Origin of the sequence: Thalassospira sp. (genome assembly GCF_048059015.1) — a bacterium.
Classification (GTDB): domain Bacteria; phylum Pseudomonadota; class Alphaproteobacteria; order Rhodospirillales; family Thalassospiraceae; genus Thalassospira.
Genome location: NZ_JBLLNT010000011.1, coordinates 68678 through 95499, shown reverse-complemented (window position 1 = coordinate 95499; position 26822 = coordinate 68678). Strand labels below are relative to the sequence as shown.

Sequence of the window (26822 nt, the reverse complement as noted above, 5' to 3'; positions counted from 1 at the left end):
GTTAAGCTGCGTCCATTTCCGTGATCAGATCGGCCATGGCGACAAGCTTTTTGGCCGACACCACATGCAGATTCTCGATCAGCTTGCCATCGACCACGACAACACCTTTGCCTTGGGCGGCAGCCTCTTCGTGGGCGTCGATGATTTTGCGCGCCCATGCGATCTCGGCCTCGGCCGGGGCAAAGGCGGTGTTGGCAGCCCCGATGGTTTTGGGATGGATCAGCGTTTTGCCATCAAAGCCAAATTCGCGCCCCTGCTTGCAGGATGCCTCGAACCCGGCATCATCAGACAAATCAAGATGCACACCATCAAGGATCGCCAGCCCATAGGCGCGTGCCGCCAACAAACAAAGACCAAGGCTTGTCACCATCGGCAGACGATCTGGCGTATGCGCACAGTTCAGGTCCTTGGCCAGATCAGACGTGCCCATGACAAACCCGCCAAGACGCGGATGGGCAGATGCGATTTCCTTGGCATTGAGCATCGCAAGCGGGGTTTCCATCATGCACCAGATGGTCATGCTAGCGTGTGCGCCCTCGGCTTCCATGATATCGGCGACCTGACGGACTGTGTCTGCACTTTCTACCTTGGGCAGCAGGATGGCATCGGCACTGGTTTTTGACGCCGCAACGATATCAGCATAACCCCACGGGGTGTTCAGACCGTTGGTTCTGATCTGAATTTCGCGTTTACCATATCCGCCTTCGGCAAGGGCTGCGACGATCTGATCACGTGCTGTATCCTTGGCATCAGGTGCCACCGCATCTTCAAGATCAAGAATAAGGCCATCCGCCGGAAGGGTTCTGCCCTTTTCCAAAGCGCGGGCGTTCGAGCCCGGCATATACAAAACAGAGCGGCGCGGACGTGGGGCTGCTGCCATCAGGAATCTCCCGTTTGATAATATTCGTACAATATTGACGATTAATTTTTACGAAAATTACCCAAACTTGTTTTGCACTGCAAGCTACTTTTTGCGCTGCGGCATCGCAAAACCATCCGATCAATGGCCGGACGTGGGCGTATGGGGAAATCATACACGTGCAAATGCCGAAAGAAAATTATCCCCTCACCCCCGATGGATAAACCACTGCATCATCACCACATGAAATGGTGTTGAGATCCACGGTGCGAATTATTCCGTAGACTCAGCACAAAGCGGCTGAAAACAAGTCGCGTGGGAGAAGTGCCTGGCATTACGCCGGAGCTACGATGGTTGGACAAGCGCCTTTTGCGCGAAACCTTTGCGCATCTATATTCCTCATCGCATTCATGCTGTGCGTTATCGCACCGGCACAGGCACGGAATCTGACCTTTGCGCTGATCCCCAAGGATATTGAGGACGTCAATTTCATCAATGCCTGGCGCGGATGCTCAGATGCCGCGCGCCGTAACGGTGACGAATGCCGCCAAATTGGCGATACCCAGGTTGGATATTTCCGGGGCCAACTGGCTGCAATTCACAAGGCGATCGAGCTTGAAGTTGATGGCATGGCGATATCGGTAACCAATTCATCCTTCATCGGCGAAGATGGATTGCCCGCCGCCCAGGCCCAAAACATCCCGATCATCACCTATGATTCTGATCTGGAACCCGCCCAACAACATTTCCGGCGCACCTATATCGGTCCGGATAACTTTGGGATCGGACTTAAGCTTGGGCAACTGATGAAGTCAGAATTTCCATCTGGTGCCACCGTATGTTTGATGAGCGGCGGGCGGTTTGACCCCAACCTCAATGACCGGATTGCAGGCATTCGCTACGCTTTGCGCCAAACATCGCCCGACGATGACGGCGACGATGCCCCGGATAACACAACATTGATCCCGCTCGTTGGCGAAAACGGCTGGAAAGAACATCCGCGCTGCCCGCTCTATAACCGTGGGGATGAAAGCCTTGCACAAACACAGTTCGCACAAGCAACCCAGGTCCAGGAGATCGAAGTAATCGTACCGATCGGCGCCTGGCTTCTGGGCGATACGATACGGCTGGAACGAACCATCAATGCCCTGCCGTCCCATCCGGAAAAACTGATCATGGCAACAGGCACGCCATCGCCCGAACAGGAAGACATGACTTTGCGTGGTCTGATCGATGGTTATGTCGCGATTGATTTCTATGCGATGGGGGAATTGGTCTATCAACAGATGCGCAATTACGCCATCGGGCGCAATGTCGTGATTGCCGAGGAAACACCACTTCAAGTCCGAAGCAGCAGCGAGCTCAAACCTGATGAAACCGGAATGTGAGGATTATTCAGGTTTACCAAAGATGCCTGTCATCAGCATACTGGTCACCGACGGCACTTCGTTTAACGCACGGCCGTTTGACAGAAACACAACCACCGTGTCCTGCTCGGGGAACCATGAAAATTCGGCGGAATAGCCAAAATAGATCCCGTCATGCCCCCAGACCGGCCCCCAATCACTTGATCCGATCATAAGCCCATAGCCATAGGACCCTTCACCGGCAAAGGCCGTATCGGTCGTGGCACGTTTCAGGGCATTGGGACCAAGCAACACACCATTCACAAAAAGTGCACGGGCGAATTTCACCATGTCCTCAGCGGTTGAAATCACCCCGCCATCGGCAAGCTGATCGCCGACATCGAAATCCGTGACATCTTCAAGCTGCCCATCGCCATTGGCATCATCAAAGCCGCGCGCCAATCGATCCGGGCGCGGGAACCGCCCAAAGGACGTGTTAATCATTTCGGCGGGCTCGAACACACGGCGGTTAAACACCGCTTCGATATGATCGCCTTCAACCGCCTCAATCATGATGCCAAGCAAGATGAAATTGCTGTTCGAACTGGCATAGCTGGTGCCGGGCGCAAAATAGGGTTCGCGATCGGCAATCAGTGGCAGCAATTCTTTGTTACGCCATCCATGTTGTGGATCGCGCCCGACCAGTTGGAAAAAGAACTCTCCATCGAGATAATCCGGGATGCCTGAACTGTTGCGCAGCAAATCGCGAATGGTCGCCTTGTTCGCATTGGGGATACGATCCTGAAATTCCTTGGGCAGGTATCTGCCGATGGTATCAGCCAGATCAATGCGCTTTTCCGATGCCAGCTGCAGGGTCACAACCGATGTCATCATCTTGGTGAGCGACCCGATATAGAACTGGCGATCCTCGCTCATGCCCGTATCGGGCTTGACGCTGGCATAACCGCTTGCGGCATAGCGCACGTCACCCGTGCCGTAGCCAATCGCGACTACGCCACCGGGCAAACCGGCATGTTCGATAAATTGATGCAAAAAGACTTCGAGCGGATCAGATGGCTCTTCCTTTGTCGCGCCATCCTGCTGCGCCATCACAGGCGATACAGAGGACGCGATCATGATCACCGCCACCATCATCGTCATCGCCACCGGCCAAAGGTGACGGCATCGTGCAATCCACTTGCTCATCGCATCCAGTCTTTTGATCGTCTTACCCGCTTAATCCAATGGTGGCGCGATTTGCGCGCACCATGCGCTCAACGCATCACGCAAATCTGTCGTCTTGACCGTGATCGTTGCCTCACCGCTTTCCTCATAGATCGGCAAAATCTCGGTCTTCTCTGCGCCTACTTTAAGCATGTAGGCATTCATGCCCATATCCCAATGGCTTTGCGCACCATCAAGAACCTGATTTATCTCGGCCAGCACATTTTTCGCCCAATCTGGCGCACGCTGGATATCAAGTGTCAGGCAGGCGGCAATTCGATCATGCCCCGCATCGCCTGCAATTCTGCCTGGCCAGTCTGGAACCGGATAATCACCGCCTGCCATGTCATGTGTTCCTTGGGTTTTCTTGATTAACGCAGCGGGAATGCCGTGTTGATATTGCCGTTACCAAGTGTGGCAAAGGCAATGAAGAACCGCGAAGCCGCGTCATCGCCAACGCAATGACCCGGCGTCGCCGGATCGGGACGGTTCATGCCGCAAGACGCCCAACCTGGTGCGCCCGCCGGGCAGGCGACCTGGTTGGCATGGGCATACAGGATCGACTGAACGACCTCTGCCTGACTGCAGCTATCAGGGAACATGGTTGAGAACTTGGTCGGGTTCGCCCCGTTCGGGTTCACCAGCGTTACGTTCCCGCCATAGACACCATTGGCATTTGGCGCTTGGGTCACCACAAAATTGGCGACGGTTGCCGGATTGGCACCACCCGGACGGGAATGAAAGCCTGCAGCCGTTCCGTTATTGCGAACTTCACCACAAAAAACATGATCGGCATTGATTGGCGGAACAGTTGCCGTCCAATGCGGGTTTGCCGGGCAGACAACCTGTGCCGATGCCGGCTGAACCGAAAGCATGAAGGCAGCGCCGACCATCAAGGCCAGTGCGGCAAGCAGTTGGGAAAGCTTGGAAAGTTTCGTCATCAACGAACTCCTTTACTTTATCCGATACAGTTCCTGACCGCACCGGATAGCACGGTCATACTGCCGTGATCAGACGCTGCCTGACCCTGCATGTGACGGCATTTTACCCGATAGATCAAAGCTGTGAGAACTCGATACCAATTCGAAGGGCCAGCACGCTGGCCGGTTCGAAGCGCATCGGCACACCGCCCAGTTTTCCGCCATGCCATTGCGCCTTGGTCAGGACAAAGGCCCCAAGCGGCAAGGCGTGACTGCCCCGGAAATTGACCAGCGCACGGATTTCTTTTGGCTTGCGGATCGCTTCATCACGCCACAGGCAGTGATAGGCGAAAAGCGGCGTTCCCGACCGACGATCAAGGAACACAAACGGCACTTCATATTGCCCCCAACGCGCGTAATAAAGGCTTTCCATCCCAACGCTTGAGGTCAAAAACTGTGTCTGGATCGCGGTTTCCGCCAAACGTGTGATCGTCGCACTATCGGACGCCCGCCCGCCAATCAAACCGGTGCGAAGGCCCGGATGGATCAAATGAACCTTAAACGCCACCGCACGCTGGAACGGTTTGGCATCCTGATCAACGCGTTCAAGTCGACGAACCAGCCAGGCGCTTTCAAGATATTCCAGATAGCGACGCAGCGTGTTCTTGGCGATATCAAGCTCGCGCGCCAGCGTTTCGATCGAGAATTCCGATCCGGTGTTATAGGCCAAAAGCGCAAACAAACGATGCAGGTCCGACGGGCTTGAAATGCCATGCAGCCCCGGAAGATCAGAATGAAGGGATCGGTGAATGGCCCCGGCTTCGCCATTGGCATCATGAAAGCCGCCTTCATTGATGTAATCTTCAAACAGGTCATTTAGCTCGATCAACCCATCTGGCACATCGGCGGTATAACGCCCGACATTTGGCGTTTCGGGCAGCACATCACTGGCCGCGATCCCTTTTTGCTCAAGATATTCGGCAAAGCTGAAGGGCGGCAAAAACAGGCTTTGGATGTGACCACTGCTATCGGCACTGGGTGCTAACGCACTGACGGCTACCACGCGCAGCATCGGGTCCGACACAATCAAACGCGCAAGGCGATCTTCCCAGTCACGCTGATAGGAAACCTCGTCAACAAACAGCCAAAGCGGATGATCGGCCGAAATGCCGCGCATGGAGCGCAGAAGCTTTGGCAGGCGCGGCAGATCGACCTCAAGGAACAGCGGATGCTCGAGCGAGATATAGCAAACATGACGACGGGGCGTGTCGGCATTGAGCAATTCTGCGACCGCTTGGCGCAGCATCACGGTTTTGCCAACCCCGCGCGGACCGGTCAGAACGACGGCCTTTTGCCCGTCATTCTTTTCAACCGCAGCCCAGAAACGTTTGAAAAATGCGCGTTGCGGCAGGCCCTGAACCACATCATCGGTGACCCCGTCCCACCATGGGTTATCCAGCATCAAGCGATGCAGAAAGTCCCGTTCGCCGGGATGCTCGATCATGGTCGCCATACGCAATCTTCCCCACGCAACATGCCGCGATATCCCGGCACTTTTCCCGACTGTGCCGGGAAAACCTTTAAATTAGGTATAGTGATAAACGCTATTTGGGAATTTTGCTGCAAGGAACTGCAAATAAAAAGAAAACCGGACCACCTTGGTGATCCGGTTCATATGTTTGACGGCAGCTTCACGTTGCTAACGCGAGGGGGGGGGATTGGGGAAAGCTGAAACCGCCGTCAATCTGATTAGACTTTTTAGTCCAAAGCGTTACGCCTTTGGTTCGTCTGATTTTCTGGCATCGTCTTCGCCCTTTTGGGCCGCTTCGGATGCGTCGTCCTTTTTCATTTTCTCAAGCTCGGATGCCAGTCGGTAGTCGCCCGAGGCAACGAAGCCTTCCATCGAACCGGTGCGGCGTTCCAGATCATCGAACTGTTCACGCAGTTCTTCCATCCAGCTTTCTTCGTAATCCACACCAACGGTCGGGCGTTCTTCGCTGGCATCTGCCTTGGCACTGCTTGTCTTGGCACTGCTTGTCTTGGCAGATCTGCGCGCTGTCGTGCCACGCATCTTGCCGCGCAGGCCATCAAACCAGTCGGGATGATGGACAAAGGCCCAGGCCAGACCAAACAGCATCACACCAACCGGGAAGCTGAAGATCAGGATCAGAATAAAGGCAATCAGCACACCCTTGCGCGGAATGCCAAAGGCTTCTGAAATTCCCCGCGTGGTCCGGCCGATTACGCCGTGGCGTTTGGAGCCATCCGGGTTGCGCCGTGAACCACATCCACAGCGTGAGCGTTTTTTGTGACTGCGCCCAAAACCGTCTCCGGCAGTAGCTTGCTGAGCAGTCATATCCTGTTCCTCCATTCGGCAACCTCGGCATCTAACAGGCGTTCAAGTGTCTCGACACGGGATTCCAGTCGTGCGGCCCGTTTTTTCAATGCAGCCACCATTTCCTGTTCACGAGCGGACTGTTCAGGGGTCTGTGCACGTTGCTCTGCCTTCATTCGTTTCCAGACGGTGATGTAGTGGAACACCACCCAAACCGGGCCGACCACGGCAAAAAACACAATCAAGGGTACGGCAATCGCCCACATATTCGACATTTCAATCCCTGTGCAGGCCCACGTGTCGAAACACATAAACCGGTTGATTACTTATCTTTCTTCACGCGCGCCTTGAGCTCCTTAAGATCATCTTCGATCCCAAGCTCGGCCTCAAGGTCTTCGAACTGTTCCTCAAGGCTCTGGCCGCGACCAAGGTCCCAGGAGTCGGCACTTGCTTCAAGTTCGTCAATCCGGCGTTCCATCTGTTCATAGCGCAGAAGGGCTTCGTCGATTTGACCGGAATGAAGCTTCTCTTTCATTTTTACACGCTTTTCAGCCGTCTGCATGCGGATTTCAACCGTACGCTGTTTCGCCTTGGCTTCGTTCAGCTTGTTCTGAAGCTTGTTGAGGTCCTCGTCATATTTGCCAAGGGTTTCCTCGATCACTTCAAGCTCACGCTCTAGCACAAGGCTCTGATCGGCCAGACGTCGGCGCGCCATCAGTGCGCCCTTGGCCAGATCATCACGGCCCTTGGAAACAGCAAACTCTGCCTTGGTGTCCCATTCGACCTGACCGTCATGAAGCTTCTTAAGCTTGCGCTCGACTTCCTTCTTGTCGGCAATCGCCTTGACGGCGGCGGAACGCACCTCAACCAGGGTGTCTTCCATTTCCTGGATCATCAACCGCACCATTTTCTCCGGATCTTCGGCACGATCCAGAAGCGAGTTGATGTTGGCATTTACGATATCGGACAAACGCGAAAACACGCCCATTGTCTGATCTCCTTAATTAATCGGGGGACGCTACAAATTCTGATCTCTCTATTTCAAATGCCGTGCCAGTTTTGAAATCACATAAAATCAATAGCCTAGATGATTCGATCGTCTTGAAATTACTTTTATCGCGACAATATTGTCGTTTTTCGATAACGTTTTTCGCGAAATGGACAGCTTGCAACCGATTTTGGGCGAAGACCCCGTTTTTCTGGCAGCGCTTGAGCATGTTTCACGCTTGGCGCCAATTGAACGCCCGTGCCTTGTCATTGGCGAACGCGGATCGGGCAAGGAGCTGATTGCAGCCCGCCTGCATTATCTGTCGCGCCGCTGGGGTGGCCCGCTGGTCAAGGTCAATTGCGCCGCCCTGTCCGAAACCCTGCTCGATACCGAACTGTTCGGCCACGAGGCCGGTGCCTTTACGGGGGCAACAAAACGCCATGTCGGGCGGTTCGAGCGTGCACATGGCGGCACCATCATTCTTGATGAAATCGCCACCGCCAGCCCGGTGGTGCAGGAAAAGCTTCTGCGGGTTGTTGAATATGGCGAGATCGAACGCGTTGGCGGATCCGAGGTGATTGAAGTCGACGCGCGGGTCATTGGTGTGACAAATGAAAATCTGCGCGAACTGGCCAAATCCGGGAAGTTCCGCGCCGATTTGCTTGATCGACTGGCCTTTGACGTGATCGCAGTGCCACCGCTGCGCAAAAGGTATGATGATATCCTTTTGCTGGCCGAACAGTTCGCTCTGGACATGACAAAGCGACTGGGAAGGTCCGTTTTTGCTGGCTTCTCGCGCCATGCCGCCGAACAGCTTCTGCGTCATTCATGGCCCGGCAATATTCGCGAACTTCGTAATGCGGTTGAACGCAGCATTTACCTGTCTGAAGACGAAGATGCACCGCTTACCATGATCACCCTTGATCCGTTTGACGGCATCTGGTCCGAGACCGACACCAGCACACCCACCCGATCCGACACGGTTGAGACGCCCGAGCCAGACAGCGCCCCGGACGGCACCATCGACTTCAAATTACAGGTCGCCAATTTCGAAATCAAACTGCTGCAACAGGCCCTTCGCACCCACGCCAACAACCAGACCGAAGCCGCCAAAGCGCTTCATCTGAACTACCATCAGTTCCGAAGGCTACTTGATAAGCACAGTCTTTCGATTCAACGTTGAAATCCGTCATATTCTGACAGTATCTGACATTCATTCATTTATCATTGCATCGCAATACACTTTTGGGCTTAGTTGAACGATAAAATTCAACATTTCCTGTAGGTTATACTGCCATGCCATCGGCTTCTCTCGCCTCCAAACTATGCCATTTTGTTCGCAAATCAGCACAGACAGGCATGCTCTCCGCATTTGGACTTGCCGGATTGCATTCAACAGCGTCCGCCGAAGAATGGCTACTCACCCCATACCTGCGTGCTGACCTTGGTTATTCCATGACCATTGATGATCGAGACGACTTTTACGACAGTGCTGAGCGCGACTCAGTCGAATTGACAAGTTATAAAGGGCAACGTTACCAGATCGGTGCCGGACTGAAGCTTACGGACTATCTACGGACCGATATCACGGTATCGTATGGTTCCCGACTGTCCGCAGCCGATGATTATCGTGACGCGGACGGCACTCCGAACAAACCAGGAAATAAGCTAAATGAAGGCGCTTTCGAGACGTCCAACTGGACGACGATGATGAACGTCTATGTCGATCCTTTGAGCATTGCCGGTGTTGATGTGGGTGCATTTTCACCCTACTTGCAAGGCGGCATTGGTTGGGCGCGGAACAAAACAGAGAAGCTTTTCTTCCCGAACAGCAGTTTCATACCTGGCGATACGCATAATGACCTTGCCTGGCAGATTGGCGCTGGCGTCGGATACGCGATATCCGACAATTGGAAGCTGGATCTGTCCTACCGCTACCTTGACATGGGAGAAGCACGCGGCGGTAACACGTTCATCAATGGCGCGACAACGCTCGACATTGAAGCGACCCAGTTCGACCTGCGGGCCCACGAAGTCATGCTCGGCCTGCAATATCAGTTCTGAGCGTACCCTAAGGCGACATCGCGAAATCACCTGATCTATACAGACACCCCGGACCACGATACTCTCGCGGTTCGGGGTGTTTTGTTTTGGCAAGGCCACAGGCTGCGCCACCTCCTTCAGGAAGGGCGATGTACCAGCCAAGAACACCGAACTACCGCAAGAATGATCCCGTGATGCGCTGGAACTTGCCAGATCGCGTGTTCTTTGCCTGCGGTGCCTGCCATATCCTTGCCCATGCCTTCCTCATGCGGCACGGCACCGATGACATGACACCTCTATGGCTTCACCCGCATAGGGGCTTTACTGGCAATCATATTGTCATTGCATGGGATGACTGGATTTTTGACTATCACGGCTACAGCCACCGCCAGAAATTCATCAATCACTGTTTTCGCCGCGCACGCCAGCGTTGGGCAGACTGGGATGCAGAGATTAAAGCAATCCCGCGTGGCACATTGATTTCCGAGGAAAAATCACGGCAAATCGACGGGCTATGGCTGCGCGAACCAAAACAATTTCTGCATGATGCCTTACCGCGTGCCGAACGCTTCCTTGATCGCTTTGCTCCGCCCCAAAAAAACACCGCCCTTCGGAGCGCCATAAAATGACCACGACCCATTCGCCGCAAATTCCACTCCGCGCCGTCTTCATGCGTGGCGGCACCAGTCGGGCGTTGTTTTTCCGGACGGAGGAATTACCAGAAGCCGGACCTGAACGGGATTCCATGATCCTCGCGGCGATGGGAAGCCCCGATCCGAACAAGCGCCAGCTTGATGGCATGGGGTCCGGGACATCTTCGACCTCCAAGATCGCCATCATCGCCAGATCATCCCGCGAAGATGCCGATATCGATTACACATTCGGGCAGGTCAGCGTCGATCACCCTACAATCAGCTATAAGGGCAATTGCGGGAATATTTCATCCGCCGTTGGTCCCTATGCAGTTGAAGAAGGATTGGTTGCGGTCACGGGCAACGAAGCCACGGTGCGCATCCATAACACCAATACCGGCAAGATCATCGTCGCACGCTTTGGACTGCAAAATGGCCTGCCAGCAGTTGGCGGCGACTTCGCTCTTGATGGCGTCGGCGGTACGGGTGCTCCGATCCGGTTGTCCTTTTTGGAACCAGGTGGATCAAGTACCTGCAAGACGCTGCCGACGGGCAAGGCGCGTGAATTGCTGGAAACAGATGGATTTGGCGCGGTCGAAATATCACTGGTCGATGTCAGTAACCCGATTGCCTGTGTGCGGGCAACGGATTTGGGATTGAGCGGGCGTGAAAGCCCATCTGAGATTACAGAAACGCCGGGATTGCTGGAAAAGATCGAAACACTTCGCGTCGCAGCCGCAGTGAAGATGGGCATTTGCAGTCTGGACGAGGCCAAGACAACGGTCCGCAATCTGCCGCAAATCGCGATTGTCTCGCCCCCGACAGCGGAAGACGCGGAAACTACGAACATCGTTCTGCGGATGATCTCAACCGGGCAGGCCCATGCATCAAGCCCGATCACGGGTGGCATGTGCCTTGCGGCCGCCATGCGACTTGAAGGTTCCATCGCCCATGAGGTCGCGCGCGCAAATACCAAACCCAATCAGCCACTGACCATTACCCATCCATCGGGGACACTTGTGCTTGATGCCGATATTTCCGGTCAGACGGCAGATGATTTTGCGGTCACTTCGGTAACCGTATTTCGATCCGCCCGTCGCCTGATGCAGGGTGAGGTATTGGTGCCGCGCCACCGAATTATCGGCGGCGCGTAATCCATCAATCGGCCAGCGAACGGGCGATCACCATGCGCTGGATATCAGATGTGCCTTCGTAAATCTGACAAACCCTCACATCCCGGTAAATGCGTTCAACCGGGAAGTCTTTAAGGTAGCCATAACCACCGTGAATCTGGATCGCGGCGGAGCAAACTTCTTCGGCGATTTCAGATGCAAACATCTTGGCCATGCAGGCCTCGGTCAGGCACGGCTTGTGATCATCGCGAAGTTCAGCCGCGCGGTGCACCAACAGCCGGGCGGCATCGATCTTGGTTGCCATGTCGGCCAGGCGGAACGCCACGGCCTGATGATCGATGATTTTCTTGCCAAAGGTTTCCCGTTCATTGGCGTAATCTTTTGCGGCCTCAAACGCAGCACGAGCCATGCCGACCGATTGGGCGGCAATGCCAATGCGGCCACCTTCAAGGTTCGCAAGCGCGATCTTATAGCCCTGTCCTTCGTCGCCCAGCATATTCTCGCCCGGTACACGGCATTCAACAAAGGTGATCTGGCAGGTATCAGACGCATTCTGACCCAACTTTTCCTCAACGCGCGACACCACATAGCCCGGGGTATCGGTCGGAACGATGAAGGCGGAAATACCACGCTTGCCCGCATCCGGGTCGGTCACGGCAAAGACGATGGCAACGTCACCTTCGGAACCCGATGTGATGAATTGCTTGGAGCCATTCAAGATCCAGTCATCGCCATCGCGCACCGCACGGGTTTTAAGCGCGCTGGCGTCTGATCCGGCCTGCGGTTCGGTCAGGCAGAACGCGCCGATCTTTTCACCCTGCGCCATGGGCACGAGGAATTTTTGCTTTTGTTCTTCGGTGCCAAATTTCAGGATCGGCATGCAACCGACAGAGTTATGCACCGACATGATGGTGGATGTCGCCCCGTCACCCGCAGCGATTTCTTCAAGCGCTAAGGCATAGGCCACATGATCCATGCCCGCCCCGCCATATTCATCGGGGACCAGCATGCCCAAAAAGCCAAGCTCGCCCAGACCGGCAATTGCCTCGGCCGGGAAGGTGTGGTGGGTGTCCCATTTTGCGGCATTGGGTTTGAGTTCATTTTCGGCGAACTCGCGCGCGGTATCGCGCACCATGATTTGATGTTCTTCCAACCGCATGGCGGTGCTCCTCCCACTTCGTTTTTGCGGGCGCGGCACCGACCATGCGATCAGAAGATGATCAGCATACATCCATCAGTATGAAACCGATGGCTGGTCGGGCTTATTCTTCGCCCTGAACAAATTTGTCCTGCGCGGCATCAAAGCGCCACAGGATGCCTTCCTTCATGCCGTACCACCAACCATGCAGGTTGAGGTCACCGGCATCGACGCGTTCCTTGATGAACGGGAACGACATCAGGTTACCCAGCGAATTGCGGATCGAATGGCGCGATACCTTGTCCACATCCGGGCCATGCTTTGCGCAGCAATGCGCGATATTGACCCATTCACCGATAAAGTCGCGATCCGGAACCTTGCCCGCGTCACCATGTTCGACCAGGGCCGCCATGCCGCCACAGCCCGAATGACCAAGGATCACGATGTCTTTGACCTTAAGGTCGCGCACCGCGAACTCGATGGCCGCTGACGTGCCGTGATAGTTTTCATCTGGCTCATAAGGCGGGACAAGGTTTGCGACGTTACGCACGACAAACATTTCGCCCGGTTCGGCATTGGTCAGAATGGCCGGATCAACACGGGAGTCCGAGCATGCAATCAGAAGCACTTCGGGCTTCTGGCCCGTATTCACCAGATCCTCAACGCGTTCAGGGCGCTGTTCATAATACATTGCCTTGAAGCTCTTAAATCCGGCGATCATCCGGTCGACAGTCGACTTTGCCATCACGCGATTTCCCTTATCCTCGTCAATCTCTGGCGACAAAATAGAAGGAATTCGACGAAGTTGGTAGCCCTCATTCCAACCAATTTAAATCGTTCTAAATGACAGTTCTCCGTTGTTATAAAGGCCTCAAGCAATCTATGGCGCGCTGATCTAAAACCGATCCGCGCGCAGCACCTGACAGTCACTGATGGCAACCACACCGATATGCCGGTCGACCACCTCAAAGGCTGCTTCGAGCATCTCATCAAGTTTCTCGGCCCGGATGATGCAGACGACCTGAACCATACCGCCACCGCGCGTCACGGTGTCATCACGGCGCCAGCTGCCTGATCGGCCCGATCCACCAAGCACCGGCAGAACCGAATACCCGGTGACACCCGCCCCTTCGAGCGCCTGACGCAGGCGGCTTTCCATGATGGCCTCGATGATGATGGCCACGCGTTTGGCATCATGTTTTTCCATGTTTTCAGCCTCCGTGAATTGCACTGGCCATCGCAAGATAAAGCGGAATGCCAAGTGTCAAGTTGAAGGGGAAAGTCACGCCAAGTGACAGCGTAAGATAGACCGACGGATTTGCTTCGGGCAGGGCCACTCGCATCGCGGCCGGAACGGCGATGTAACTGGCCGATGCGGCCAGCACCATCAACAGCACCGCCCCACCAAGTGACAATCCGATCACGAGTGCGAAGGCCAAACCAATGCAGGAGCCGATGATCGGCATCAACACCCCAAAGGCCAACGGCCCCGGACGCAGCACCGCGCGCCCCTGTTTAAGCCCGCGCCCTGCAACCAGGCCCATATCAAGCAGGAAGAGACACAAGACACCCTGGAACGGCGATACAATCAGTGCTTCGATCTTTGCCATGCCCTCAGCCCCTGTGATCCAACCGATCACAAAGCTTCCGACCAGAAGAACGATCGACCCATTCAGCAGGATTTCACGGATAAGCGCGCCATCCATTCGCCCCTTGCCCCCCGATGATACAAGCCAAAGGGCAGAGAAAATCGCAGGCGCCTCCATCGCGGCCGCAACCGCGACCATATAGCCCTCGGAAACAATGCCCGATGTTTGCAGAACAGAGGTCGCCGCAACAAAGGTCACGATCGAGATGGAACCATAATGCCCGGCAACCGCTGCCGCATCCGTGCGGCTGAGCTGCGATATCGCGCGCAACAGCGCAAAGGCAATGAAAGGCAGAACGAAAGAAAGAATGACGCCTGCCATCAGGGTCATGCCCAGCGTCAAATCGATGCCGTTATTGGACACCGCGACGCCGCCTTTGAAACCGATGGCAAATAGAAGATAAAGCGAGATCCCCTTGGCAACGGCTTCGGGGATTGTCAGATCAGATCGTGCGAGGGCGGCAAACACCCCCAAAACGAAGAAAAGCACAATGGGCGACAAAAGGTTTTGCGCCGCCAAGCTCAGCACGTCTTGCATGGCTGTCCCTTACGTAAGAAAACCCGATGCATCGCAAGCACCAGTCATCCTGCGATAAAATCGCGATTCCGATAGCAGAATCGCGATTTCAAGTCACCCAAAAGGCCAATGCAACCAGATCACAAGTTTGATCTGGTTCACATCACCTTAGACAAGTTCAATGGCAACAGCGGTTGCTTCGCCGCCGCCAATGCACAGCGATGCAACACCCTTGGTGCCGCCATGGGTCTTAAGCGCATGGATCAGGGTGACGAGCAAACGGGCACCGGTCGCACCAATCGGATGCCCCAGCGCACAGGCACCGCCGTGTACGTTGACCTTGCCGTGATCAAGCTCAAGATCGCGGATTGCCGCCATGGCAACAACAGCAAAAGCTTCGTTGATTTCCCAAAGATCGACATCATCCTTGGCCCAACCGGCTTTGGCCAAAACCTTTTTGATCGAGTCAATCGGGGCGGTCGTGAACCAGCAGGGTTCCTGCGCATGGGTTGACTGACCAACGATTTTGGCAAGTGGCTTAAGCCCGCGTTTTTCAGCTTCGGACGCGCGCATCATCACAAGGGCTGCTGCGCCATCGGAAATCGATGCCGAATGGGCTGCCGTTACTGTGCCGTCCTTGGCAAAGGCCGGGCGCAGGGTCGGGATTTTTTCCGGTTTTGCTTTTGGCGGCTGCTCATCAGCATTAATGGTGACCTCGCCCTTACGCGTGGCATAGGTGACCGGGGTGATTTCATCGGCAAAGTGGCCAGCCTTGGCGGCATCTTGTGCGCGGGTCAGCGAGGTAATGGCATAGTCATCCTGTGCTTCGCGGGTAAAGCCGTATTTTTCGGCTGTTGCCTCGGCAAAGGTGCCCATCGAGCGACCTTTTTCATAGGCATCTTCCAGACCATCAAGTGCCATATGGTCATAGACCATCTCGTGGCCGTATTTGTGGCCTGAACGCATTTTTGGCAGAAGGAACGGCGCGTTGGTCATGCTTTCCATGCCACCGACAACCATCACATCCGCACCACCGGCAACCAGCGTGTCATGGGCAAACATCACGGCCTTCATGCCCGAACCGCACATCTTGTTGATCGTGGTGGCACCGGCCGAACGCGGGATACCGGCATTCCAGGCGGCCTGACGCGCAGGGGCCTGCCCCTGACCGGCGGGCAGAACGTTGCCCATAATGACTTCGTCGATGTCATCAGCGGGAACACCACCGCGCTCAAGCGCTGCCTTGATGGCGGCACCGCCCAGTTCGGCTGCGGTGACGGTGGCGAAATCACCCTGCATGCCGCCCATTGCGGTACGGGCACAGGAAACGATGACGATCGGATCAGAATTGCTCATGATATTTGTCCTGTAGATGTGTGGGACTATGGGGCTTAGGCGGTTTCGCCAAACAGCTCGCGGCCAATCAACATACGGCGGATTTCACTGGTACCAGCACCGATCTCATAAAGCTTCGCATCACGGAGCAAACGGCCCGTCGGATATTCATTGATATAGCCATTGCCGCCCAGCGTCTGAATGGCTTCAAGTGCCATCCAGGTGGCCTTTTCGGCGGCATAGAGGATCACACCGGCCGCATCCTTGCGCGAGGTTTCCCCGCGATCGCACGCCTTGGCGACTTCGTACACATAAGCACGACACGCATTCATCGTGGTGTACATATCGGCGATCTTGCCCTGCATCAGCTGGAACTCGCCAATTGCCTTGCCGAACTGTTTGCGTTCATGGATGTAAGGCACAACCACATCCATGCAAGCACGCATGATCCCGGTTGGGCCTGCGGCCAGAACCGCCCGTTCGTAATCAAGGCCGCTCATGAGAACGCGCACACCGCCATTGAGCTGACCGAGGATGTTTTCTTCGGGCACTTCGCAATCTTCAAACACGAGCTCGCAGGTGTTCGAGCCACGCATCCCGAGCTTGTCGAGCTTCTGCGCGGTCGAGAAACCTTTGAAACCCTTTTCAATGATGAAGGCAGTGATGCCTTTTGGCCCGGCATCCAGATCGGTTTTGGCGTAAACCACCAGCGTGTGGGCATCCGGGCCGTTGGTGATCCACATCTTGTTGCCATTAAGGATAAAGCGGTCGCCTTTTTTCTCGGCGCGCAGTTTCATCGATACAACATCGGACCCGGCACCCGGCTCGCTCATGGCAAGGGCGCCGATATGTTCGCCACTGATCAGTTTGGGCAGGTATTTTGCCTTTTGCTCGGGCGTCGCGTTACGGCGAATCTGGTTTACGCACAGGTTGGAATGCGCACCATAAGAAAGCGCAACCGAGGCCGAGGCACGGCTGAGTTCTTCCATGGCGATCACATGCTCAAGATAGCCAAGGCCAGTACCGCCATCTTCTTCGGGCACGGTCATGCCCAACAGGCCCAGATCACCGAATTTGCGCCAAAGTTCGTTGGGGAACTGGTTGGTTTCGTCAATCTCGGCTGCGCGCGGGGCGATTTCCGCCTCGGCAAAGGAAGAAACGGTTTCGCGGATCGCTTCTGCGGTCTCGCCAAGATCAAATTTCAATCCGGGAAATTCGAAAAATGCCATGGTGACTATCCTGCCCTGAATATGGGGTGATTGTTATGTCGATTAGATGGGATCAAGCGGCGGTTTCGACCATATCGGCCGGAAGCTTCATGACCTTTAGGGTCTGAAGCGACGTCGCGCACAAAACCGGCTCGCCATCTTTGGAACCAAAAACGTCGATCCGTGTGACGATGATGGAACGCCCGCGCGAGACAACCTCGCCGACGGCACGCAATTCATCGCCCAACCCCGGCGCAACGATGTTGAGTTTATATTCAATGGTCAGCATCCCCTGATCGGCTTCGACCAGGCTCCATCCGGCAAAACCGCCCGCAATATCGGCAAGACCCGCAATCAGCCCGCCATGGAAATAGCCATTATGCTGAATAAGATCTGCGCGTGATGGCACCACCACCTCGACCCGGCCCGGCTTCACGTCGGCAACCTTTGCGCCGATGGAGAGATTATAGGGCTGCTGGGTAAAGCGCTTGCGCACTTCGGCATCGAAATCGGGGTTTTGCGGTTCGAACTGAGCCATGTCGCGGTCCTGATGGTGATACGGCGCGCCCCGCTGGAGCACGACTGGATATGACGCGACTCAGTTGTAGTTAACGTTAACGTTAACGTCAAATCAAATCCGCATAGCTATACCAATTTATCCCACCAAGCTAACTAGCTATGTATTTCACTGTAGTGAAAATCGCTGTATCTCGCCCAAAAACAAAGCGCCGAAATTTCTGTCGACGCTTGTAATTCAGGCTATTTCGATGGAAATCCGGCCTTGGAGTCCAAAACTTAATTGGTGTTGTTGCCCCAGCGCTGGATGCTGGCTTCGAGCATGTCTTCCATCGCCTTTTCAATCACCAGCTTGAAGACTGCCTTGGTGATACGACCGCGCAGATCACCCGTGTTGCAGGCTGATTTGTGCGACATGGTCAGATAAAGATTTTCTTCGCTGACCGGATTGTCGTAGCTGCGGATATTCGTAATCCCCTCACGCGAAGCAAAGGCCTTGCCCGGGAATTCTTCGTAAATCAGGTATTCCGCACGATCACGAGAAAGCATACCAAGCCCCTGCGCCAGATTTGGCACCTCGGTAATTGTCAGGTTCGCTGCCGCATAGCTGTCAAATGCCTGACCAAAACTGTTATTGATCACGGTAAGGCCTTCAAGCCCGCGCAAATCTGCCCAATCCCGATACTTGATATCAATGTTGTCGCGCGTCCAGATGACGGTGCGCGTACCCTGAAATGGCGGGTTGAAATAATCCATATATTCCAGGCGCGGAACAGTAAAGAAGGCACCGGCAATCATATCTAGCGTGCCTTCGCGCATGTTCTGCTGCACGCGCCCCCAGTTCCCGGCATTGATAATATCAATCTCGACACCAGCAAGCTCACCAACGCGTTTCAGGAAGTCTGCAGCGGCACCTTCGAGCTGCTTTCCGTCTTCGGATACCCAAAGATAGGGCGGATAGTCAGGGTTTCCCGATGCCAAAAGCCGGGTGCAGTCACGTGTTCCGTCAGCATTCAATTTGAAATGCCCGGCTTGGTCATGTGCGTTTGAGACAGTCGCGCCAAGCGCCAAAGTCATTGCCGCACCCAGGATCGCCAAACTCCACTTCATGGAAGACAAACTCCCTTTCGGTCTCAATCCAGAATACACGCCCTATTCAATGTGGTGTGACGCTACGGAAAATTCACCCACAAGGATAGGTAATTTACGCAAAAATTAAAGCTTAGCTTTTCGAACTATCCTGAAATGCAAAAGAGCCGGTTCGAAACAACCGGCTCTCTTACGAAAATCATTTGCGATCAGAGGCGCAATTCACCCCATCTGATCGTATGAGGTCACTTAGGCAGAACGGCGTTTCATGCCCTGACTGCCACCGCGGCCTTCGGAGCGGCGCGGACGATCACCGAAATCACGGCGTGCGCCATCGCGGCCACCATCGCGACCGCCATCACGGCCACGGAAGTTGCCACCACGATCACCACGCGGCTTGTCGGCAAAACGACGCTCGTCGCGGTTACCGCCTTCGCGCTGGTCACGGTTGCCACCTTCGCCACGCGGACGGAAGTTGCCGCCGCGGCTGCCACCACGTTCTTCACGATCACCACGTGGTGCGCGATCATCATTGTCGAAACGCGGCTTGCGATCATTGCGGAAATCACCGCTGTCACGACGCGGACGATCAGCAAAATCGCGACGACCGCCTTCACGGGCACCATCGCGTGCGCCATCACGGCCACCAAAGCCGCGTGCTGCGCGTTCGCCCTGGAAACCACCATCGCGACCACCATCACGGGCACCGTCACGACCGCCGCCGAAGCCACGACCGCGACCACCGTCACGACTGTCACCACGGGCACCATCACGGCCGCCATCACGACCACCGCCGAAACCGCCGCGGCCTCGACCACCATCACGACCGCCGAAACCACCACGACCGCCACCGCCGAAGCCGCGACCACCGTCACGGCCACCACGACCGCGACCGCCGCCAGCACCACCACCAAACGAACGGGGCGGCGGAGCGGCATGGAATTCGTGATCTTCGTCGATATCAACGTCCTGTTTGATCAGGCGTTCGATATTGCGAAGCAGACGAATGTCCCGCGGTTCACAGAACGAAATTGCGGTACCTTCGGCACTACCACGACCGGTACGACCGATACGGTGAACATAGCTTTCCGCATCCTGCGGCAGGTCATAGTTCACAACGTGGGTGATGCCCGGAACGTCAATACCACGTGCAGCAACATCGGTCGCAATCAGGACCGGGAAACGGCCATTGCGGAAGTTGCGCAGGATTTTCTGACGGATGCGCTGCTGTTTGTCACCATGGATGGCGTCGCTGTCGATGTCTTCATCGCGCAGCTGGAACGAAAGCTCGTCCGCATCAGCCTTGGTTTTGGTGAAGACCAGAACGCGTTCGGCGTCATCACGCTTGAGCAACTGAACCAGAAGCTTGGTCTTGTCGTGACGTTTCACGAACATACCAACCTGGGTTACACGCTCGGTCACGCTGGACTGCGGTGCAGTTTCAACCTTGACCGGATCTTTGAGAAGACGGTCGGTCAGGTGTTTGACTTCCGGCGGCATGGTTGCCGAGAACATCACAGTCTGATGCTGGTTCGGCAAAAGTTCAGCCACGGTCAGAACGTCTTCGGAGAAGCCCATATCGAGCATACGGTCAGCTTCATCAAGGATGAAGACTTCGACATCGTCGAAACGAACCGTGTTGCGTGACATGTGATCAAGCAGACGACCCGGGGTCGCAACCAGGATATCAACGCCACGGCGCAGTTCCTGAATCTGCGGGCCCATCGGGGAACCACCGAAAACAACAGAAGAAAACAGGCGGATGCCTTTTTTGAAGTCACGCAGGCACTGGCCAATCTGGGTTGCCAGTTCGCGGGTCGGCGCAAGAATAACTGCGCGCGGCTGACCCGGCTTCGGACGCTGCGGATTTTCAGCAAGACGCTGCAGCAAAGGCAGGCAGAAAGCGGCCGTTTTACCGCCACCCGTATGGGAAATACCCATCAGGTCCTTGCCTTCGAGAAGTGCAGGAATCGTCGCAGCCTGGATTTCGGTCGGCGCGGAGAAACCAGCAGCTTCAACATTGCGCAGCAGGGGCTCGATCAGGTTGAGCCCATCAAAATTCGTCATAAAGGATAGCCCTTCGTTTATCCGGTCGGCGCCATGTTAACGCCAATGGTGCCTGCTCAAACGCAGTCGAGACCGGTGCGCGGCAAATGACAGCCACTGCGTCGGACCCTGCATGAGAGGCAAATGATGTGAGGCCACGACGTCATCACGTCGTAACCGCCCTCGCCTTTTTCATACAGTTCCTGACAGCTGATTCTGTCTTTGCAAGCGAAGGAATGAGCGGGGTGATACAGGTGTGTTGGACAGATGTCAATCAAAGCAAGTGCTGGTCAGCCATGCAAAAACGCGCAGCAGCACCGAATATATCTTGGATCCGTAACTTCTTTAACCATTGATCGGTGATAATAATCCATCAACGACAATAACTTACGAGGGTACGTCCATGCGGTTTCGGGTTGTCACAGGCATTTTCTCCATTCCAGCGATCTGCCTTTTAACGTTGCTTGCGATTATTTTTACCGTCGCGCTGAACTATCAGACCAGTCTTCGTAACGGCAAATTCGAACAGATTTCGCATCTGACCGAGGGAGCGGTGTCGATCGTCAACACCTATATCGCCAAAGCGAAAAGCGGCGAGATGAGCCAGGACGAAGCAAAGGCAGCAGCGCTTTCGCTTCTCAACAGCTATCGGTTTGATGGTCAGAACTATATCTATGCGACGGATTACAATCACTGCATGGTTCTTGACCCGCTGAGCCCCGAAGATGTCGGCAAATGCAACCCGGACAGCAAGGTTCGCAACATGATCGTCGATGCCGCCAAGGCAGGCGGCGGGATCATCACTTATGAAACCAAAAAACCCGGACAAGGCGAAAAGCTGATCGAAAAGGCCGCCTATGTGCGCCCGATCAAGGATTGGAACTGGGCGCTAGGTGCCGGTGTCTACATGGATGATGTCGAATCCGAATTTGCATCGGTCATCGTCAATATCGCCATCATCTCGGCCATCGCGATTGTCATTGCGGGTATCCTGTCCTGGATAGTTGGTACGCGGATCACGCGCGGCATTCTCGGCCTGAACAATGCGATCACGACCATTGCCGATGGCAATTACAAGGCCCCGGTCGAAACCGAGTCTCATTTCATTGAGATTGGTGACATGGGTGCTGGTGTGTTGGCACTTCGTGACAAATCGGCCAAGGCCCAAGAGCTTGAAGCTGATGCCGCGAACCAGAAGCAGAAAGCCGAACAGGAACGCCGCGCAAACATCCGCGAGATTGCCAAGAAGCTTGAAAGCGAAGTTGGCGGCATTGCCGGTGCCGTAGACCGGTCGGTTAAACGCAGCGGTGATCTTGCGATCAGCATGGCCCATAACGCCGACGGCATTTTGGGTCAAAGCCAACAGGTCGCGTCCGCCGCAAGCGAAGTCTCGCAAAATGTTGATGCGGTTGCCGCTGCGACCGAACAGCTTTCATCCTCGATCACGGAAATCAATGTTCAGATTTCCCAGATGTCGCACACTGTCGAACGGGCAACCGATGAAAGCCAAAGCGCATCGGATGACGTTGCTGGCCTGTCTGCAACGGTCGACAAGATCAAGGAAATCATTGGCCTGATTAACGACATTGCCGGTCAGACCAACCTTCTGGCACTGAACGCAACGATTGAAGCCGCGCGCGCAGGCGAAGCTGGCAAAGGCTTTGCCGTGGTTGCCAACGAGGTCAAAAACCTTGCGACCCAGACCGCCAAGGCAACGGATGAGATTGCTGCCCAGATTAACGACATTGTTGACGGGACCGAGCGTGCCGTCACGGGCATTTCGCGCGTCTCGGAAACCATTGAACAGGTTCGCAGCTCCTCAACCGCGATTGCCGCAGCCATTGAAGAACAGGGTGCGGCAACACAGGAAATCTCGGGCAATGCCAATCGCAGTGCCGATGGCGTGAAACAGATTTCCTACAGTGTTGATGAAACCATGAAAAACGCACAAGGCACGACCCAGGATGCAGATGAACTGAAATCCGCATCGGCCGAACTTTCAACCCGCTCGGCCGAGCTGACCCAGATTATTCAGCGTTTCTCGGGCGACCTTTTAAAGCAGGCTGGCGACTAAGACCTTTGCCAAACAAATGCCTTAACGACGAAGGGCCGGACAATCACTGTCCGGCCCTTTCTTTATTATATGCATTCGCAACCGGTCACTCTGCCGGAAGGTCATTTTCCCGGCGGAACGGATGGGCCGGGTAAACACCGAGAATGCGGACCTCGTGCGAGAAGAATTGCAATTCTTCAAGCGCGTGACGCAGGCCAAGCTGTTCGGGATGCGCTTCAACTTCGGCAAAGAACTGGGTCGCCGTGAAGTGGCCTTCGACCATGTAGCTTTCAAGCTTGGTCATGTTGATCCCGTTGGTAGCAAAACCGCCCAGCGCCTTATAAAGGGCAGCTGCCACGTTGCGCACACGGAAGACAAAGCTTGTGACAACCGGGGTGCCGTCATTGGGGATATTGAGCGGATCGCGCGCCAGAATGATAAAGCGCGTGGTGTTATGTGCCGCGTCCTCAACCTCGGTGCGCAGAACATCAAGACCATAAATCTCGGCCGCCAATACCGGTGCGATGGCCGCAATGGATTTATCACCACGATCAGCAACTTCTTTGGCACACCCCGCGGTATCCGGGCCGACCACCGCATTGACACCAAGTTCCTTACGCAGCTTGCGGCATTGCCCAAGGGCGTGAACGTGGCTGTGGATTTCTTTGATCTCTTCGATCTTGGTGCCCGGAACAGCCACCAGCGCGTGGTTAATGCGCAAGAATGTCTCGCCAATAATATGTACGCCCGATTCCGGCAGGATGTGGTGCACGTCGGCCACACGACCGGCCAGCGTGTTATCAATCGGGATCACGGCCAGTTCGACATCGCCTTCTTCCAATGCACTAAAGGCGCCTTCAAAGGTTCTGTACGGTACTGTCGTTGCACCCGGAAAGGCGCGACGGGCTGCCTGATCTGAATAGGCACCGTGCATTCCCTGAAAAGCGATCCTTTGTTGCGCAGTCATCTGGCTGTTTCCTGAAGTGATATTAAAGACTTGTTTTGCGCCGCCCTGTTTAAAGCGCGGCCGGATAGAAAACCCCAATTACGCGCCCAAGACAAGTCGCGCGCGTTCAAGGTCTTCGGGCGTGTCGACACCAAGCGGCACACCATCGACAAGGGCGACCGCAATCACCATGCCGTTTTCAAGCGCTCGCAGCTGTTCAAGCTTTTCACGCTGTTCAAGCTCTGCCGGTGGCAGGGCGACAAAACGATCAAGGGCTGCGCGGCGATACGTATATAGACCGATGTGATGATAAAGCGGCCCGTCACCATGCGGTGCCGTCGCGCGCGTAAAATAAAGTGCACGGGCAACACGGCCCGATCCAAATGCCGCAACCGCCTTCACCACATTGGGGTTGGTGCGTTCTTCATCGCGTTTGATCTCGGCGGCCAGCGTTGCGATATCGACGGCCGGGTCGTTTAGCGGTTCAAATACTGCGCGGATGTCTGCGGCATCAATGGTTGGCAAATCGCCCTGCACATTCACCACCGCATCGTATTTGCCTTCGGGATCGAATGTTTGAAGTGCCTGATGCACGCGATCTGATCCGCTAGGCAAATCCGGGTCGGTCAGAACGGCAATACCGCCAGCGGCAGTAACCGCATCGGCAATTTCCTGTTCCGCACAAGCCACAAGGACAGGTCCGATTCCCGCCTCGGTCGCGCGACGCCAAACCTGAACGATCATTGGCTCCCCACAAATGTCGGCCAATGGCTTGTTGGGCAAGCGCGTAGAGGCCATACGGGCAGGAATAACAACAACAGGATTGCGCGGCGTCGACATTTTCTAACTCCGGTCAGGCTCAAATTGCCTGTGTTTTGATCTTCCGCAAAGCAGCCCTCGGGCCGGGAATGGCAAAACACAGCGATGAATCGGCGCGACATTAGCCGGTTTTTGGGGAACGGTGAAAGACGGAATCGTTTTGCATCGGATGCTAGACGAAAGTTTTACAGCATCCGTTTTCGCCTTGGTGTTTAAGAAAGGTTGATGCAAATCGCTGAAACGTATAGTTTCCCACCGAACAGTTTTGCCTGCGGTTACAAGTGTGTTCTCAACCATGAGGATTGCCAGGGGGGGCGCATGGGTAAACTGACTATAATGAGAAACCTGAGAGTGATTAGGCTGTAACGGGGTCCCGTCATGAACACGATGGAAATCAACAAGATCGTCGCCGGAGTCATCTGCGCCGTGCTTCTGGTAGTAGTTGTCGGAAAGATCGGCAGTGCTTTGGTTCATCCCGATGAACTGGAAGCACCGGTTTATCCTTTCTCCGAAGATCTGATGGCGGGGGCGAATGCTGATGTTGCTGCACCTGCAGCACCGGCTGGTCCGGAACCGATTCTTGCCATGCTGGCAACGGCGGATCTTGCTGAAGGCGAAAAAGTATTCAAGAAATGTGCGTCCTGCCATGACGTCGAAAAAGGTGGTCCGAACAAAACCGGCCCGAACCTTTATGGTGTTGTCGGCGCGGCCTTTGGCCATGTGGGCGACTTCTCCTATTCCGATGGTATCGCCAACCATGGCGGTTCGTGGGGCTTTGATGAGCTGAACGAGTTCCTTTACAAGCCGCGCGATTACATCGATGGCACCAAGATGAGCTTCGGTGGCCTGAAAAAGGCTGAAGACCGTGCTGCGGTTATTGCTTGGCTGAACACCAAATCAGACAACCCGCTGGCATTCCCGGATCCGGCAGAAGCAGCAGCCGCTGCTGAAGAAGCTGCTGCACCGGTCGAGGGTGAAGCAGCGGCACCGGCCGAAGGCGAAGCAACTGCTCAGTAAGTGCTGACAAAACTGATCAGATTTTCTGATCAAATATTGATTTTTCACAGGGGACAGGTAACTGTCCCCTGTTTGCGTTTCGTGGGCCTTTTTTCGCCAACGCAACCTGACTTCGCGGTACGTGCCGCATATGCCATTGACCACTTGTCTGCAGGGATGCGCTTTGATGGAAAATCTCGACCAATTTCTGGAAATTGCCCACAAACTGGCCGATGCCGCCCGCCCTGTGGTGCGCAAATATTACCGCACCCCGGTTGCGGTTGACGTCAAGGCAGATGACAGCCCCGTCACAATTGCCGACCGTGAAGTCGAACGCACCATGCGCGACATCCTGAATGCCGAATTGCCCGATCACGGGATACTTGGCGAAGAACATGGTCGCGAAAATATCGATGCCGATTATGTCTGGGTGCTTGATCCGATTGATGGCACCAAATCCTTTATTTCCGGCAAGCCGAGCTTTGCGACCCTGATTGCGCTTTGCCACAAAGGCACGCCCGTCATGGGCATCATTGATCAGGCGATTACCGATGAACGCTGGGTCGGTGTGATGGGTCAGGCCAGCACCATGAATGGCAAGGAAATCAGCGCACGCGAATGCGAAGACCTTGCCAGCGCGACCTTCTTTACCACCGCACCGGAACTTTTCCGGGGTGATTCGGCGAAGGCCTATGACGCAGTTGCAAAGAAATGCCGCGTTCCGATGTATGGCGTTGATGCCTATGCCTATGGCCTGACCGCCCTTGGCCTTGCAGATACTGTGGTTGAGATCGGACTTCAGGCTTATGATTTCTGCGCACTGGTTCCGGTCGTCGAAGGCGCTGGTGGTGTCATGACCGACTGGTCGGGCAAGCCGCTTCATATTGATAGTGCCGGTGATGTTGTTGCCAGTGGTGATGCACGCTGCCATCAGGATGTTCTGGCAACAATCAAGGCTGCCACTGCCTGATTGATCCCACCTATTTGATCCATCCAAGACTTGCGATCTGCCACCTGCCCGACACAGGAGC

Annotated in this window: 27 protein-coding genes; 8 read left to right on the top strand and 19 right to left on the bottom strand. The window is 55.2% G+C overall.

Annotated features, from left to right (window positions below; all coding sequences use genetic code 11):
• Position 1: 1 nt before the first annotated feature.
• Positions 2–880, bottom strand: coding sequence for an HpcH/HpaI aldolase/citrate lyase family protein (locus ACMZ66_RS15300; protein WP_416938348.1), 879 nt, complete (start codon positions 878–880; stop codon positions 2–4).
• Between the two features lie 329 nt (positions 881–1209).
• Here ACMZ66_RS15300 and ACMZ66_RS15295 point away from each other — a divergent pair, with 329 nt between their 5' ends.
• Positions 1210–2247, top strand: coding sequence for a substrate-binding domain-containing protein (locus ACMZ66_RS15295; protein WP_416938347.1), 1038 nt, complete (start codon positions 1210–1212; stop codon positions 2245–2247).
• Between the two features lie 3 nt (positions 2248–2250).
• Here ACMZ66_RS15295 and ACMZ66_RS15290 read toward each other — a convergent pair whose 3' ends face one another.
• The 7 genes from ACMZ66_RS15290 to pspA form a co-directional block, all read right to left on the bottom strand.
• Positions 2251–3411 carry a serine hydrolase domain-containing protein gene (locus tag ACMZ66_RS15290; protein ID WP_416938345.1) on the bottom strand — a complete coding sequence of 387 codons (1161 nt, stop codon included), beginning with the start codon at positions 3409–3411 and terminating at the stop codon, positions 2251–2253.
• Positions 3412–3441: 30 nt separating this feature from the next.
• Positions 3442–3774: a hypothetical protein gene (locus tag ACMZ66_RS15285; protein ID WP_416938343.1), complete on the bottom strand. Its 333-nt coding sequence runs from the start codon at positions 3772–3774 to the stop codon at positions 3442–3444.
• A gap of 26 nt (positions 3775–3800) precedes the next feature.
• Positions 3801–4370 (bottom strand): EndoU domain-containing protein, encoded by a 570-nt coding sequence (locus ACMZ66_RS15280; RefSeq protein WP_416938341.1) that lies wholly within the window; start codon positions 4368–4370, stop codon positions 3801–3803.
• 115 nt (positions 4371–4485) lie between these two features.
• A complete protein-coding gene (locus ACMZ66_RS15275) occupies positions 4486–5862 on the bottom strand; it encodes an ATP-binding protein (protein ID WP_416938339.1) in 1377 nt (458 codons plus the stop codon).
• A 258-nt stretch (positions 5863–6120) separates the two neighbouring features.
• Positions 6121–6705, bottom strand: coding sequence for a hypothetical protein (locus ACMZ66_RS15270; protein WP_416938337.1), 585 nt, complete (start codon positions 6703–6705; stop codon positions 6121–6123).
• Positions 6702–6959 (bottom strand): envelope stress response membrane protein PspB, encoded by a 258-nt coding sequence (gene pspB / locus ACMZ66_RS15265; protein ID WP_416938335.1) that lies wholly within the window; start codon positions 6957–6959, stop codon positions 6702–6704. The genes ACMZ66_RS15270 and pspB overlap by 4 nt, the downstream gene beginning before the upstream one ends.
• A 47-nt stretch (positions 6960–7006) precedes the next feature.
• Positions 7007–7672 carry a phage shock protein PspA gene (pspA, locus tag ACMZ66_RS15260; RefSeq protein WP_416938334.1) on the bottom strand — a complete coding sequence of 222 codons (666 nt, stop codon included), beginning with the start codon at positions 7670–7672 and terminating at the stop codon, positions 7007–7009.
• A gap of 169 nt (positions 7673–7841) precedes the next feature.
• On the opposite strand from pspA, the gene pspF reads away from it, so the two are divergent.
• The 4 genes from pspF to ACMZ66_RS15240 all read left to right on the top strand — a co-directional run bounded on the left by pspF (position 7842) and on the right by ACMZ66_RS15240 (position 11501).
• Positions 7842–8855 (top strand): phage shock protein operon transcriptional activator, encoded by a 1014-nt coding sequence (pspF, locus tag ACMZ66_RS15255; RefSeq protein ID WP_416938332.1) that lies wholly within the window; start codon positions 7842–7844, stop codon positions 8853–8855.
• A gap of 113 nt (positions 8856–8968) precedes the next feature.
• Entirely contained in the window at positions 8969–9736 is a 768-nt protein-coding gene (locus ACMZ66_RS15250) for an outer membrane protein (protein WP_416938330.1), read from the top strand.
• A gap of 128 nt (positions 9737–9864) precedes the next feature.
• Positions 9865–10344 (top strand): hypothetical protein, encoded by a 480-nt coding sequence (locus tag ACMZ66_RS15245; protein WP_416938328.1) that lies wholly within the window; start codon positions 9865–9867, stop codon positions 10342–10344.
• Positions 10341–11501: a 2-methylaconitate cis-trans isomerase PrpF family protein gene (locus ACMZ66_RS15240; RefSeq protein ID WP_416938327.1), complete on the top strand. Its 1161-nt coding sequence runs from the start codon at positions 10341–10343 to the stop codon at positions 11499–11501. The genes ACMZ66_RS15245 and ACMZ66_RS15240 overlap by 4 nt, the downstream gene beginning before the upstream one ends.
• Before the next feature lie 4 nt (positions 11502–11505).
• On the opposite strand, the gene ACMZ66_RS15235 is transcribed toward ACMZ66_RS15240, so the two are convergent.
• The 9 genes from ACMZ66_RS15235 to ACMZ66_RS15195 form a co-directional block, all read right to left on the bottom strand.
• The gene (locus tag ACMZ66_RS15235; RefSeq protein WP_416938325.1) at positions 11506–12639 is read right to left on the bottom strand and encodes an acyl-CoA dehydrogenase; all 1134 of its coding nucleotides are present in this window, start codon (positions 12637–12639) and stop codon (positions 11506–11508) included.
• A 103-nt stretch (positions 12640–12742) separates the two neighbouring features.
• Positions 12743–13363, bottom strand: coding sequence for a carbonic anhydrase (locus tag ACMZ66_RS15230; RefSeq protein WP_416938324.1), 621 nt, complete (start codon positions 13361–13363; stop codon positions 12743–12745).
• A 150-nt stretch (positions 13364–13513) separates the two neighbouring features.
• Positions 13514–13825 (bottom strand): P-II family nitrogen regulator, encoded by a 312-nt coding sequence (locus ACMZ66_RS15225; protein ID WP_416938322.1) that lies wholly within the window; start codon positions 13823–13825, stop codon positions 13514–13516.
• A 4-nt stretch (positions 13826–13829) separates the two neighbouring features.
• Positions 13830–14804 (bottom strand): sodium-dependent bicarbonate transport family permease, encoded by a 975-nt coding sequence (locus ACMZ66_RS15220; RefSeq protein ID WP_416938320.1) that lies wholly within the window; start codon positions 14802–14804, stop codon positions 13830–13832.
• Between the two features lie 147 nt (positions 14805–14951).
• Positions 14952–16139 carry an acetyl-CoA C-acyltransferase gene (locus ACMZ66_RS15215; RefSeq protein WP_416938318.1) on the bottom strand — a complete coding sequence of 396 codons (1188 nt, stop codon included), beginning with the start codon at positions 16137–16139 and terminating at the stop codon, positions 14952–14954.
• Positions 16140–16174: 35 nt separating this feature from the next.
• The gene (locus ACMZ66_RS15210; protein ID WP_416938317.1) at positions 16175–17347 is read right to left on the bottom strand and encodes an isovaleryl-CoA dehydrogenase; all 1173 of its coding nucleotides are present in this window, start codon (positions 17345–17347) and stop codon (positions 16175–16177) included.
• Between the two features lie 52 nt (positions 17348–17399).
• Positions 17400–17864, bottom strand: coding sequence for a PaaI family thioesterase (locus ACMZ66_RS15205; protein WP_416938315.1), 465 nt, complete (start codon positions 17862–17864; stop codon positions 17400–17402).
• A 257-nt stretch (positions 17865–18121) separates the two neighbouring features.
• Positions 18122–18952 (bottom strand): substrate-binding periplasmic protein, encoded by an 831-nt coding sequence (locus ACMZ66_RS15200; protein WP_416938313.1) that lies wholly within the window; start codon positions 18950–18952, stop codon positions 18122–18124.
• 228 nt (positions 18953–19180) lie between these two features.
• Entirely contained in the window at positions 19181–20998 is a 1818-nt protein-coding gene (locus tag ACMZ66_RS15195) for a DEAD/DEAH box helicase (RefSeq protein WP_416938312.1), read from the bottom strand.
• 382 nt (positions 20999–21380) lie between these two features.
• On the opposite strand from ACMZ66_RS15195, the gene ACMZ66_RS15190 reads away from it, so the two are divergent.
• Positions 21381–23051 (top strand): methyl-accepting chemotaxis protein, encoded by a 1671-nt coding sequence (locus ACMZ66_RS15190; RefSeq protein WP_416938310.1) that lies wholly within the window; start codon positions 21381–21383, stop codon positions 23049–23051.
• 85 nt (positions 23052–23136) lie between these two features.
• Here ACMZ66_RS15190 and ACMZ66_RS15185 read toward each other — a convergent pair whose 3' ends face one another.
• Positions 23137–23997, bottom strand: a complete 861-nt coding sequence (locus tag ACMZ66_RS15185) for a prephenate dehydratase (protein ID WP_416938308.1) — start codon at positions 23995–23997, stop codon at positions 23137–23139.
• A 78-nt stretch (positions 23998–24075) separates the two neighbouring features.
• The gene (locus tag ACMZ66_RS15180) at positions 24076–24816 is read right to left on the bottom strand and encodes a 3-deoxy-manno-octulosonate cytidylyltransferase (protein ID WP_416938306.1); all 741 of its coding nucleotides are present in this window, start codon (positions 24814–24816) and stop codon (positions 24076–24078) included.
• A 357-nt stretch (positions 24817–25173) separates the two neighbouring features.
• Between ACMZ66_RS15180 and ACMZ66_RS15175 the strand changes: the two genes are divergently transcribed.
• Positions 25174–25812 carry a c-type cytochrome gene (locus tag ACMZ66_RS15175; RefSeq protein ID WP_416938304.1) on the top strand — a complete coding sequence of 213 codons (639 nt, stop codon included), beginning with the start codon at positions 25174–25176 and terminating at the stop codon, positions 25810–25812.
• 166 nt (positions 25813–25978) lie between these two features.
• Positions 25979–26761 carry a histidinol-phosphatase gene (gene hisN, locus ACMZ66_RS15170; RefSeq protein WP_416938302.1) on the top strand — a complete coding sequence of 261 codons (783 nt, stop codon included), beginning with the start codon at positions 25979–25981 and terminating at the stop codon, positions 26759–26761.
• Positions 26762–26822: the final 61 nt, after the last annotated feature.